This window comes from Nocardia sp. NPDC003693 (genome assembly GCF_053981095.1).
Genome location: NZ_JBSFNO010000062.1, coordinates 1 through 12806 on the forward strand (window position 1 = coordinate 1; position 12806 = coordinate 12806).

The 12806-nt window shown below is 70.6% G+C and carries 10 protein-coding genes; 9 read left to right on the forward strand and 1 reads right to left on the reverse strand.

Annotated elements, in window-relative coordinates; genetic code table 11:
• The first annotated feature begins 228 nt into the window (after positions 1-228).
• The 8 genes from ACWDOP_RS37270 to ACWDOP_RS37305 all read left to right on the forward strand — a co-directional run bounded on the left by ACWDOP_RS37270 (position 229) and on the right by ACWDOP_RS37305 (position 8964).
• Positions 229-1221 carry a helix-turn-helix transcriptional regulator gene (locus ACWDOP_RS37270; protein WP_454202197.1) on the forward strand — a complete coding sequence of 331 codons (993 nt, stop codon included), beginning with the start codon at positions 229-231 and terminating at the stop codon, positions 1219-1221.
• 131 nt (positions 1222-1352) lie between these two features.
• Entirely contained in the window at positions 1353-2327 is a 975-nt protein-coding gene (locus ACWDOP_RS37275) for a helix-turn-helix transcriptional regulator (protein ID WP_454202272.1), read from the forward strand.
• On the forward strand, positions 2324-3361 hold the full coding sequence (locus ACWDOP_RS37280) for a 2-dehydropantoate 2-reductase (RefSeq protein ID WP_454202196.1): 1038 nt from the start codon (positions 2324-2326) through the stop codon (positions 3359-3361). The genes ACWDOP_RS37275 and ACWDOP_RS37280 overlap by 4 nt, the downstream gene beginning before the upstream one ends.
• A 148-nt stretch (positions 3362-3509) precedes the next feature.
• On the forward strand, positions 3510-3779 hold the full coding sequence (gene tatA, locus ACWDOP_RS37285; protein ID WP_456348825.1) for a Sec-independent protein translocase subunit TatA: 270 nt from the start codon (positions 3510-3512) through the stop codon (positions 3777-3779).
• Between the two features lie 91 nt (positions 3780-3870).
• Positions 3871-4842, forward strand: coding sequence for a twin-arginine translocase subunit TatC (tatC, locus tag ACWDOP_RS37290; protein ID WP_454202194.1), 972 nt, complete (start codon positions 3871-3873; stop codon positions 4840-4842).
• A gap of 3 nt (positions 4843-4845) precedes the next feature.
• Positions 4846-7542: a DEAD/DEAH box helicase gene (locus ACWDOP_RS37295; protein ID WP_456348826.1), complete on the forward strand. Its 2697-nt coding sequence runs from the start codon at positions 4846-4848 to the stop codon at positions 7540-7542.
• 114 nt (positions 7543-7656) lie between these two features.
• Positions 7657-8382, forward strand: a complete 726-nt coding sequence (locus tag ACWDOP_RS37300; RefSeq protein ID WP_456348827.1) for a DUF4333 domain-containing protein — start codon at positions 7657-7659, stop codon at positions 8380-8382.
• Between the two features lie 138 nt (positions 8383-8520).
• On the forward strand, positions 8521-8964 hold the full coding sequence (locus tag ACWDOP_RS37305) for a hypothetical protein (RefSeq protein ID WP_456348828.1): 444 nt from the start codon (positions 8521-8523) through the stop codon (positions 8962-8964).
• Positions 8965-9070: 106 nt separating this feature from the next.
• Here the strand turns inward: ACWDOP_RS37305 and ACWDOP_RS37310 are convergent, their stop codons facing one another.
• Positions 9071-10042 carry a 5'-3' exonuclease gene (locus tag ACWDOP_RS37310; RefSeq protein ID WP_456348829.1) on the reverse strand — a complete coding sequence of 324 codons (972 nt, stop codon included), beginning with the start codon at positions 10040-10042 and terminating at the stop codon, positions 9071-9073.
• 141 nt (positions 10043-10183) lie between these two features.
• On the opposite strand from ACWDOP_RS37310, the gene ACWDOP_RS37315 reads away from it, so the two are divergent.
• Entirely contained in the window at positions 10184-12766 is a 2583-nt protein-coding gene (locus tag ACWDOP_RS37315; protein ID WP_456348830.1) for an alkaline phosphatase family protein, read from the forward strand.
• The last annotated feature ends 40 nt before the right edge of the window (positions 12767-12806 follow it).

Genomic DNA, 12806 nt, shown 5'->3' on the forward strand with positions numbered 1-12806 from the left:
GCCTCGAGCGCCCGACCGGGTTCGGCGACCTGATTGATCAACCCGAAACCTCAACAGAGAGGTTCGCGGCCGTCTCGTTCTGGACTGAGTGGAGCGGGGGAGCGAAGCGGAGGAGCGGAGGGAGGGAAGAACGAGACTTCGGGGCCGCGAACCCCGCCGGAGCGCAGCGGAGGCAAAAGGGTGGAGCTCGTGGTACGCGCTAGCGCGCGGCACACTAGTCTCTACGGGGTGGCGATATCCAAGGTCGAGCGGTTGATGAATCTTGTTATCGCGCTGCTGTCCACCCGCCAGTTCCTGACCGCCGAGCGGATTCGGGATTCGGTCGCGGGATACGAGGAGTCCGCGAGCGACGAGGCGTTCAGCCGCATGTTCGAGCGCGACAAGAACGAGCTGCGCGATCTGGGCATTCCCCTCGAAATCGGTCCGATCAGCCGGTACTCGAGTGCCGAGGGCTACCGCATCAACCGCGATGCGTACGAGCTACCCGACATCGACCTGACCAGCGCCGAATCGGCCGCGGTCGCGGTCGCCGTGCAGCTGTGGGAGTCGCCCGAACTGGCCGCGGCGGCCGAGAGCGGTCTGCTCAAGCTGCGCGCTGCGGGCATTCACGTCGAACCCGATGTGGGCGTCTCGGCGGTGCCCGCCGTGCCCGCGCGCACCCGCGGTTCGGAACCGGTGCTCGGCAAACTGCTCGCCGCCATCGACGCCGGGCGCCCGGTGCGGTTCTCGCACCGGCAGTCGCACGGCGATCCGGTCGAACGCGACGTGCAGCCCTGGGGCGTGGTCACCCATCACGGCCGCTGGTACCTGGTCGGGCACGACAACGTCCGCGACGCGCAGCGCGTGTTCCGCGTCTCGCGCATCGGCGACGACGTGGTCGAGTACGGGCCCGAGAACACCGTGCACAAACCCGAGGGCCTGGATCTGCGGGCGGCGGTGGCCGAGGTCACCGGTCAGGCCCCGATCGCCGGTTCGGCGACGGTCTGGGTCGCCAAGGGCCGCGGGCAGGAGATCCGCCGGCTCGGCGCGACGATCGAGGATCGGGAACTGGCCGGGCGCGCGGGCGCCATCGTCGAGGTACCCATCCGCTCGCGGGACTGGCTGGCCCGCCTCATCACCGGACTCGGCGCCGACGCCCTGGTGCTCGCCCCGGAAGATCTGCGCGACAACGTGATTGCCCGGCTCGAGTCGGTGCTCGAACGGACGGAGGTTTCGGCGTGAGCGAGGTAGCGGGCGGCAGTGCCCGGCGTGCGCAGCAGGACGGTGCGCGCGCCTCGGCCGGTTCGCGCGAACGCCGGAGCGCGGCCGCGTCCGGCAGTCGGCTCTCGGTCCGGCTGTCGCGGCTGCTGAACATGGTCCCGTACTTCCAGGCCAATCCCGGCATCAGCGCCGCAGAGGCCGCGGCCGAACTGGGCGTGACCACCAAACAGCTGATGAGCGATCTCGATCAGCTCTGGATGTGCGGCCTGCCGGGGTACGGTCCCGGTGATCTCATCGACCTCTCGTTCTCCGAGGAGAGCATCGAGGTCACCTTCTCCGCGGGTATCGACCGCCCGCTGCGCCTGACCTCGCCCGAGGCCACGGCCCTGCTGGTGGCGCTGCGCTCGATCGCGGATCTGCCCGGCATGGTCGATCCCAGCGCCGCGCACTCGGCCATCGCGAAGATCGAATCCGCCATCTCCGGTCGCACGTTCGAGGGCCCGGCCCTGCCCGCCCCGGTCGAGGCGCCCTCGGTGGCGACGGTGCGTTCGGCGCTCAACGCCAATCACGCGCTGCGCCTGGTGTACTACTCCGCCAGCCGCGACGTGGTCTCCGAACGGGTGGTTGACCCGATCCGCATCGTGCTGGTGGACAGCAACAGCTACCTGCAGGCGTGGTGCCGCCAGGCCGAGGGCGTGCGCCTGTTCCGGCTCGATCGCATCGAGGAGGCCACCGAACTCCCCGAGCCCGCGCGCCCGCCCGCCGAGGCCGCGCTCGACGAGGCAACGGCCCTGGACCTTTTCGTCGACGATCCCGCGGTTCCGCTGGCGCGCCTGCTGATTCGCGCCGACTACGCCTGGGTGCTGGATCAGTACCCGATGCACCGGGTGACCCAGCACGCCGACGGCGGCGTCGAGGCCACCATGCGCTTCGCCACCCTGGACTGGATGGCCCGGCTGCTGCTCGGATTCGGTTCCGGGGTCACGGTATTGGGCCCGCCCGAGCTGGTCGCCGCGGTACGCGAGCGCTCGGGCGCCGCGCTGACGGCGTACTCCGCGCTGGCCGACGCGCTGTCTCGCGACGGCGAACTCTCCACCGCCGGTTTCGAGGAGGTCGGTCCCGCTTGACCTCTCGGGCAACTCCGGCGCAGCGGGTCCTGGTGTTCGGCGCGGGCAGTATCGGCGTCTTCGTCGGCGGCAAGCTCGCCGCGGCGGGCGCGGAGGTCACGTTCGTCGGCCGTCCACGCGTGCTCGACGAGATCGCCGAACACGGCCTGCGGCTCACCGACCTGGACGGGCACGACGTGCAGGTGCCGCCCGACGCGTTCCGCGGCGTCACCGACGTGAACGACGCCGCGCCGCCGGATCTGGTGCTGATCACCGTGAAATCCGCCGATACCGCCGCGGCCGCAAGCGAACTCGCGGGCCTGCTGAAACCCGGGACGGTGGTGCTGAGTCTGCAGAACGGCATCGGCAACGACATCGTCATCCGGGAGATCCTGCCCACGTGCGTGGTGCTGGCCGGCATGGTCATGTTCAACGTCGTGCATCACGCGGACGGGCGTTTCCATCGCGGCACCGCCGGCGGGGTCGCCCTGGCCTCGGATCCGGTGCTCAACCGGTTCGGGCCGCTGTTCCGGGCATCGGGGCTCGAGGTGAAACGGCATCCCGATCTGCTGCCGGTGCAGTGGGCCAAGCTGCTGCTCAACCTGAACAATCCGATCAACGCGCTGTCCGGCCGGCCGCTGCGCGAGGAGCTGGCCACCCGGGACTACCGGCGCTGCCTGGCCCTGACCCAGGGCGAGGCGCTGACGGTGATGAACGCCGCCCGGATCACACCCGCGCGGCTGACCCCGCTGCCGCCCGCGGCGATGGTGCGCCTGCTGACCGTGCCGGACGGACTGTTCCGCCGGGTTGCCGGTCGCGTGCTGGCCATCGACCCGGTGGCGCGCTCGTCCATGGCCGACGACCTGGCGGCCGGTCGCCGAACCGAGATCCGTTGGCTCTGTGGCGAAATCGTGAGTCTGGGTACGATGGTCGGGTTACCGACACCGGTCAATCAGCGGCTCATCGAACTCATCGCGGTCGCCGAGGACGGTGATCGGCGCACGTGGTCCGGGCCGGAGCTGCTGGCCGAGCTGCGGGCCGCCGCCGGCGGGTGAGAGTCCGGTCCGCTCGGCGGGCGGCCGACAGCTCGTCCGGGTAACATCCGGGCAAATCCGCGTGACGACAGGCCGTCCATGGGTTGACAAATGGTTTGCCATATGCCGGTCGGGTAGCATCAAAGCACCACAGTATTGGAGGAAGTCGATGGGTTCACTCAGCGCGACGCACTGGATCATCATTGCGCTGCTGTTCCTGGTTCTGTTCGGAGCCAAGCGGCTGCCGGATGCCGCCCGGGGTCTCGGTCGTTCGCTGCGCATCTTCAAGAGCGAGATGAACGAGATGCAGTCCGAGGGTGACAAGTCCGCCTCCGCGAAGGCCACGGCCCCCGCCGCGGAACTCCCGGTCGCCCCGGCCCCCGTCGCTCCGGCGCAGGCGGCCGACGCCGAACTGAAGAAGGACCTGCACAAGGCGTAATCGCCGCAACCGACCCCGGGATGAGGAACCACTCGTCCCGGGGCGAAGTTTGTCCAGGTCCAGCGCGGCGATCAGCGAGGCAGACACTTCCATGCGCATTCCGTTCGACCCCCGGCGCAGTCGGCGCAGGACGAATCCCGACGGCACCATGTCGTTGGTCGAGCATCTCTACGAGCTGCGGTCGCGACTGCTGAAGGCCATCCTGGCGGTCACGCTGACCACCGTGCTCGGCTTCTTCTGGTATTCGCATTCCTTCCTGGGCATCGAGAGCCTGGGCGACATCCTGCGCGGGCCGTACTGTTCGCTGCCGCCGGAGTCGCGCGCGGCCATCACCGCCGACGGCGAATGCCGGCTGCTGGCCACCGCGCCGTTCGAGCAGTTCATGCTGCGGTTGAAGGTCGCCATCACCGCGGGCGTGGTGCTCGGCTGCCCGTTCTGGCTGTACCAGCTGTGGGCGTTCATCACCCCGGGCCTCTACGCCAAGGAGCGCAAGTACGCGATCTCCTTCGTGGCCTCGGGCGCGACGCTGTTCGTGGCCGGCGCGCTGCTCGCCTACTGGGTGGTCGCGCACGCCCTCAGCTTCCTCATGACGATCGGCAACGACGTGCAGGTCACGGCGTTGAGTGGTTCGGAGTACTTCACCTTCATCATTCAGCTGCTGATCATCTTCGGGGTGAGCTTCGAGACGCCGCTGATCATCGTGGGGCTCAATCTCGTCGGTGTGCTCACCTACGCCAAGCTGGTGCAGTGGCGGCGCGGGCTGATCTTCGGCCTGTTCGTCTTCGCGGCGATCGTCACCCCGCAGGACCCGTTCTCGATGCTGGCGCTGGCTCTGGCGCTGACCGTGCTGTTCGAGCTCGCGGTGCAGATCGCGCGGATCAACGACAAGCGCAAGGCCCGCAATGCCGAGAACTGGGCGAACCTGTCCGACGAGCAGGCCTCGTCGCTGGGCGGCCCCGACGGCATCGATCACGCCACGCCGGTGGCCACGCCGGAACCGGTGGCCGCGACACCGCCGGAAAAAACAACGCGAGCTGTCCCGGATTACTCCGATACCCTCTGACGGGTGACATCAAGGTCGCTTACTGGCGAACTGGCGGCATTCGCCGCCGAGCTGAAATTCGCACTGGATCCCTTCCAGCAGAAGTCGTGTGAAGCGTTGCAGGGCGGGCACAGCGTGCTCGTCTGCGCGCCCACCGGCGCGGGCAAGACCGTGGTCGGCGAGTTCGCCGTCCACCTCGCGCTGGCCTCGGGCGGCAAGTGTTTCTACACCACCCCCATCAAGGCGCTCTCGAACCAGAAGTACGCCGATCTCACCGCGCGCCACGGGCGCGAGAGCGTGGGATTGCTCACCGGTGACCAGTCCATCAACGCCGACGCGCCCGTCGTGGTCATGACCACCGAGGTGCTGCGCAACATGCTCTACGCGAGTTCGGATGCGCTGCGCGGACTTTCGTACGTGGTCATGGACGAGGTGCACTACCTGGCCGACCGGTTCCGCGGCGCGGTGTGGGAGGAGGTCATCCTGCATCTGCCGCCCGAGGTCCGCCTGGCGTGCCTGTCCGCGACGGTGTCCAACGCCGAGGAGTTCGGCGCCTGGATGGAGACCGTGCGCGGGGACACCGCGGTGATCGTGGACGAGACCCGGCCGGTGCCGCTGTGGCAGCACGTCATGGTCGGGCGGCGCATGTTCGATCTGTTCGACACCAAGTCCAGTGATCAGCGGGTGCTGGTCGACGAGGACCTGGTGCGCTTCATCAAACAGCGCGAAGCCGCGGACCGGATGGAGAACTACGGCGGGATCGGGCGGCGCGGCAGCGGCGGCGGCCGCCGCATGTTCCGGCCGGTGCCGCGCCCGGAGGTCATCGCCAAGCTGGACGAAGAGGGGCTGCTGCCCGCGATCACCTTCATCTTCTCGCGTGCGGGGTGTGACGGCGCGCTGGCGCAGTGCGTGCGCTCGCGGCTGGACCTGAGCCGCGCGGACGACAGGCCCGAGATCGACGCGATCATCGAGAAGCACACCGGGGAACTGCCGCGCGAGGATCTCGAGGTGCTCGGCTACTGGGAGTGGCGCGAGGGTCTGCATCGCGGATTCGCCGCGCACCACGCGGGCATGCTGCCCGCCTTCCGGCACACGGTCGAGGAACTGTTCGTGCGCGGTCTGGTGCGAGCCGTATTCGCCACCGAGACACTGGCTCTGGGCATCAACATGCCCGCGCGCACGGTCGTGCTCGAACGGCTGGTGAAGTTCAACGGCGAGACGCACGCCGAACTGACCCCGGGGGAGTACACCCAGCTCACCGGGCGCGCGGGCCGACGCGGCATCGACGTCGAGGGCCACGCGGTGGTCATGTGGCAGCCGGAGGTGGACACCAGCGCGGTGGCCGGACTGGCCTCCACGCGCACCTACCCGCTGCGCAGTTCGTTCAAGCCGGGCTACAACATGTCCATCAACCTGGTGGACCGTATGGGCGCGGCGGATTCGCGGGCGCTGCTCGAGCGGTCCTTCGCCCAGTTCCAGGCCGATCGCTCGGTGGTGGGCCTGGTGCGCGGCATCGAGCGCAGCGAGGGGCAGGCGCGCAAACTGCGCCTGCAGCTCGGGGACGACAGTTTCCTCGAGTACATCCGGCTGCGCGAGCGTATTCGTGAGCGCGAGCGCGCGATCGAGCGGCAGGGCCGCACCGATCGGCGGGCCGCGGCGGTGTCCGCGCTGGCGGCGCTGCGGCGCGGCGACGTCGTCGCGATTCCGGCCGGTCGGCGGCAGGGCCTGGCGGTGATCCTGGAACCGGACACCACGCCCGGTGATCCGCGACCGCTGGTCCTGACCGAGGACAAATGGGCCGGACGGGTCTCGGCGGCCGACTTCCCCACGCCCGCGCAATCTTTGGGCCACCTGCGGTTGCCGCGGCACGTCGACCATCGCACCGCGCGGGTGCGGCGCGATCTGGCCTCGGCGCTGCGCAGTACCGGGCTGTCCCCGCAGGGCAGGCGCTCGGGCGGCAAGAAGTCCAAGGCGGCCGACGACCACGAGTTGCAGTCGCTGCGGCGGGCGTTGCGCAACCATCCGGCACACGAGCGCCCGGATCGGGAACAGCTGGCCCGCATCGGCGAGCGGTACAACCGCATCGAGCGCGAGGCCGAGACCATGCGCCAGCAGGTGGCCGCGACCACCAACTCCCTGGCGCGCACCTTCGACCGGATTCTCGCGCTGCTCAGCGAGCGCGGGTACGTGCGGGACGGTGAGGTGACCGCGGACGGCCGGCGTCTGGCGCGCATCTACGCCGAGGCCGACCTGGTGGTGGCCGAATGTCTGCGCCAGGGGTTGTGGCGGGGCCTCGGGCCCGCCGAACTGGCGGCCGTGGTGTCGATTCTGGTGTTCGAATCCCGCCAGGAGGGCGGCTATCTCGGCGCTTCGGGGCCGACCGCGCCGATCCGCCGGGCCGTGGACGCCACGATCGGGGTGTGGTCGCAACTGCGCCAGGACGAGGCCAGGCACCGGCTCGCCCCGACCCGCGAGCCCGACCTGGGATTCCTGACCGGCATGCATTCCTGGGCGCGCGGCGACGATCTGGCCGACGCGCTGCTGGCCAGCGGGGATCGCGGAAACCCGCTGTCGGCGGGCGATTTCGTGCGCTGGTGCCGTCAGGTCATCGACATGCTGGACCAGATTCACAACACGGCGGACGATGTAGAGGTGGCGGGTACCGCCGCCAAGGCCGTGCGGGCCATCCGGCGGGGTGTCGTCGCGGTGGACGCCGCGTAAGGAAAGTGACTGTGCTTTGATTCTTTGAGACGTACCGACCGCGGTGGGACCACGAGCGTGTTCCCGCTCGGGGGGCTAGCGTGTGTACATCGGATTGCGAGGGAAGGCAAGCAAATGAGCGGCCCGTACGGACCGAACGACGCCCCTGGCACAGGGGAGGGACGCAACGATCCGACGCAGCAGTGGGGCGGCGGTCAGCCCGCGCCCGGCGGCGCCGGACCGACTCAGAACTGGGGTGGGCAGCAGCCGGCACAGCCCACCACCGCGTGGGGGGATCAGCAGCAGCCGTGGGCGCAGAGCCAGCCGCAGCAGCCGCAGCCCGGTCAGCAGGGGTGGGGTCAGCAGAGCCAGCCGCAGTGGCCGCAGCAGGGCCAGCCGGTCACCGGCCAGGAATGGAATCAGCAGCAGCCGCAGCAGGGGTGGGGTCAGCAGAGCGCGCCGCAGTGGCCGCAGCAGCCGCAGCCCACGGGCCAGGACTGGAATCAGCAGCAGCCCGGTCAGCAGTGGCCGCAGCAGCCCGCGCCCGCCAAGAAGAAGACGGGTCTGATCATCGGCGCGGTGATCGCGGCGCTGGTCGTGCTCGGCGGCATCGTCGCCGGTGTGGTCGTGCTGACCGCCAAGGACCAGCTGGACAACTCGGCCGTGCAGACCGGTGTCACGAAGGTGCTCAAGGACTCCTACGGCATCGAGGACGTCCAGGACGTGAGCTGCCCGTCGGGTAAGAAGGTCGAGGTCGACAAGACCTTCGAGTGCTCGGTCAAGGTGGGCGGGGAGGCCAAGAAGGTCACCATCAAGATCACCAAGGATGACGGGACCTATGAGGTCGGCCGCCCGAGCTGATCGGTTCGAAACGAATTCCGCTGGGCCCGGCCGCGATCGAGAGGATCGCGGCCGGGCCCGGCGGGCTTTTCCGGCCGCGCCGTCCCGCCGGAGTACAGTGGGCCCGGAAAAGCCGAAGTTGATCATGTTGGGGGTGACGTGAAAACCGTCGCACACACGACCCGGGGATTCGCGATCCTGTTCGCGGCCCTGACCGCCACCGCCTGCGGCGCGGGCGCGACCGAATCCGCCCCCGTGAGCAGTACCGTGACCGCCGCCCCGGTGGCGACCGTCGGCAAGGCCGTGCCCGTGGTGGACGACTGCACCACCTATCCGGCCCAATCGGTGAGCAAGCCCATCGATCTGCTGCTGGCCTGCGGCGACGGCGGGCTGTGGGTCCGCGAGATCACCTGGAGTTCCTGGGGGCCCTACACCGCCGAGGGCGAGGGCACCCAGAGCCGCCGGATCTGCGAACCCGATTGCGCCACCGGCGGTGTCGCGACCGGGCCCACGCACATCACCCTGCGCAAGCTCGTGGACAATCGCTTCACCGAGGCCGTGATCACCGACCTCGGCGGCAAGCCGGAGACCTGGCCGCTCTAGCGGCGCGGTCCGGCGGCGGGGTGGCCTGCCGGATTGTCCTCGGCGCGAGCGCATCCCGGCCGCGTGGTCGGCCGGGATGACGAGAAATACAGCGGGACGGTCGAATTCAGCGTTTCGCCATCGCCGTGACGAGGCGCTTGACCGGGCTCTCGGCGTTGTAGGCCACGGCCAGGGCGTTGAGCCGGTCGAGATCGGCGGGTTCGCGGGGCAGTAGATCGGCCCGGGAGTACTCCACGGCGGCGTCCTGCACCACGCGGACGACCGGGCCCGCGGCCTTCAGATAGTCCTCCGCCGCAGCCAGTTTGGCGCGCACGCCCTTGGCCAGCTCCGAACCCGGATCGGATACGGCCGCGCGCAGGGCGTCCAGGGAGCCGAAGCGGGAGATGAGCTGGGCGGCGGATTTGTCGCCGATGCCGGCCACGCCGGGCAGGCCGTCGGAGGCGTCACCGCGCAGGGCGGCCATGTCGGCGTAGGCCGGGCCCGCGTTCTGCTGCGGCACACCGTATTTGGCCGACACCTCGGCGGGACCCCAGAGTTCGGCCTTGGCCAGGCCGCGGCCCACGTAGAACACGCGCACCGGCGGCTCGGGGGCGTCGCGGACCAACTGCAGCAGGTCGCGGTCACCGCTGACCACGATCGTCTCGCTGTCCCGCTCACGGGTGGCCAGGGTGCCGATCACGTCGTCGGCCTCGAGACCGTCGGCCCCGGCCGTCGCGATGCCCGCGGCATCCAGGACCTCCATGATCATGTCGACCTGCGGGGTGAGGGTGTCCGGAACCTCTTCGGCCACCGCGCCGCTCACGGTCGCGGCGTCGACGGTCTCCGCGACGCGGTGCGCCTTGTAGGACGGGATCAGGTCCACGCGGAACGCCGGGCGCCAGTCCAGGTCCAGGCAGACCACGAGGCGGCTCGGGGCATGCTGCTTGGTGAGCGCCGCGACCATATCGGTGAAGCCGCGCAACGCGTTCACCGGTCGCCCGTCCGGGGCGGTGATCTTCTCCGGGATCGCGTAGAAGGCGCGGAACCAGAGACTGGCGCCGTCGAGCAGCAGCAGGGGACCGGCTTCGGGGGTGCTCATGGGATCAGACGCTACCGCTCACGGCGTGGCGGCGACACGTCGCCGCGCGTGTGGGCGCCTGAGCGGGGATGTCGCGCCCGGCGGCTAGGGTCCGGACTCGAACTGCCGGGGGATCGCGGACGGACGCGGGAATGGAGCGGGATGGATCGGCGTGTTTTTCTGCGGGGTGCGGCGACGGCGGGGGCGCTGTCGCTGCTGCCGCCGAGCCTGGTGAGCGCGTGGGCGCGGGCGCGCCCGGCCGGTGGGCTGGACAGGGTCGAGCACGTGGTGATCCTCATGCAGGAGAACCGTTCGCTGGACCACTACTACGGGACGTTCCCGGGCGTGCGCGGGTACGCCGACCTCAACGCCCTCCAATTGCCTTCGGGGCGATCGGTTTTCCATCAGCCGCACGGCGACGGGTTCGTGCTGCCGTTCGCGACCGAACTCGAGAATCTCGACGGCTGCGACCATTCGGCGTTCGGCGGGCACCGGGCGGTGGCGGACGGGCGCTGGGACGACTGGATCGCGGCCAAGGGCACGGGCACGATGGCGGGGTACCGGCGGCGCTCGCTCGAGTTCTATCACCAGTTGGCCGCGGCCTTCACCGTGTGCGATCGCAACCACTGCTCGTTCAACGGCGCGACCGACCCGAACCGGCTGTTCCTGTTCAGCGGGGCGGCACGCAATCCGTTCGCCATCGAGAACGTGGCCTCCACGCTGCAGCAGCAGTTGTACGCCACGCCGGAGGTGACGCGGTGGACCGACGGGCTGCCCGAGGCCGCGGTGGCCGATCTGTTCGCCGACGCGCTGCTGGGCGTGTCGGCGACGCCGGAGCCCGTGGTGGCCGGGGTCAGCCGGGCGCTGGGGGCGCCGACATCGCAATTGATGTTCAGCAACGCCGCGCTGCGCGCGCCCGACGGGCGGGAACTGTTGCGCGAAGCCATCACCGGGCTGCGGTGGAGTACCTACGCCGAACGGCTCCAGGCCGCAGGGGTCGGCTGGCGTGTGTACCAGGAGTGGGACAACTACGGGGACAACTCCCTCGAGTACTTCGCGACCTTCCGGGCGGCCGCGCGAAACGCGCTGCGGTACACCGACGGTGGCGGCGGGACGCCGTTCCGGACGTTCTACGCCTACTATCGGGCGCTGCTGGGCGCGCCGCAGCTCGCGGACGGGCACGAGCGGGCGCTGCGGCGGGGGCTGGCCGAGCTCGGGGAGGGTGAGCGCGCCCTGGTCGAACGCGGGCTGCTTCGAGCGCCGGAAGGGCAGGTGGCGCGGGCGTTCCGGGCCGATGTCGAGGGCGGGCGGCTGCCGGCGGTGTCGTGGATCGTGCTGCCCGAGGCGCAATCCGAGCATCCGGTGTACGGGCCGCGCAACGGGCAGGCGGTGGTTCGCGACCTGCTGGCCGCGCTGAGCGATCATCGCGAGGTCTGGGATCGGACGGTCGTGATCCTGAACTACGACGAGAACGACGGGTTCTTCGATCACGTGCCCGCGCCGGTGCCGCCGCCGGGCACGGCGGACGAGTTCCTGTACGGCTACAACCTCGGGCTGGGCGCGCGGGTGCCGCTGCTGGTGGTGTCGCCGTGGAGCAAACAGCAGGTGTGTTCGGAGCTGTTCGACCACACCTCGGTGCTGCGGTTCCTCGAGCGGGTGACCGGGGTCGAAGAACCCAACATCAGCGCGTGGCGGCGCGCGATGTGCGGGGACCTGACCTCGGTGCTGGACTTCTCGAGCGCCGCGGCGCCGGTGCTGCCCGTCGCCGCACCCGCCGCGCCGCAGCCGAGTTCCGGAGCGCCGCAGGCGGTTCCGGCCGAGCAGCGGCTGCCGCGGCAGGAGTCGGGCAGTGCGGGGCGGGTGCCGCTGCCCTATCGGCTCGGTGCGCGGGTGCGGCAGCAGCGCACGGCCGGCGCGCTGACCGTCACGCTCGGGAACCGGGGTACCGCGAGCACCCACTACACCGTGCACCCCAACGCCTTCGCCGAGAACTTCACGCCCGAGCGCTTCGATGTCGGGCCCGGCGGCGACGTGGTCCGGGACTTCCCGGCGCCGGGCGGGCGGTACGACTACAGCGTGTACGGGGCCGACGGATTCGGGCGGCGCTGGGCGGGTGATCTCGGCGCGCCGGGCGCGGGTCTCGAGGTGGACGCGGTGGCGGCGGTATCGGGTTCGCGCACGGTCGAATTCGCGTTCGCCAACACCGGAGCGACGGCGGCGGAGTTCGTGGTCGTCGCCAACGCCTACCGGGGCGACGGGCCTTGGCGGGTGCGGGTTCCGGCGGGGGAGGCGCGCGGCTGGACCCTCGACTGCGCGGGCGACGACGTGGGCGCGGGCTGGTACGACCTGTCCGTCACCTGTGATATCGACGCCGGGTTCCTGCGGCGCGCACGGGGTTTCGTCGAGAACGGGGAACGCGGGCGGACCGCCGACGATGCCGCGCCCTTCGACCGGCTGCTGCTGGACCGGTCGATGTACGAGGCGGGACGGGCGCTCGTGGTGAGCTACGCGCTCGCCGAGGCGGCCGACGGGCACCTGCTCGCGGTGTATCCGGACCCGGGCGCGACGGTGTGGCAGCCGCCCGCCACCCCGCCGCTGCGCACCCTGGCCCTGCCCGCCGGGACGTTGCGCGCGGAGGTGGTGCTGCCGGTCGAGGGCGCGCTGCCCGCCGGGGCGTACGCGCTGCACCACCTCAACGACGCCGGCCGGGCGCTGGCGCATCCGGTGCGGTTTCGCGTGCTGTGAATCGCGGGCGGCGCCGGGGGCGTTCGTCATCCGGCATGCT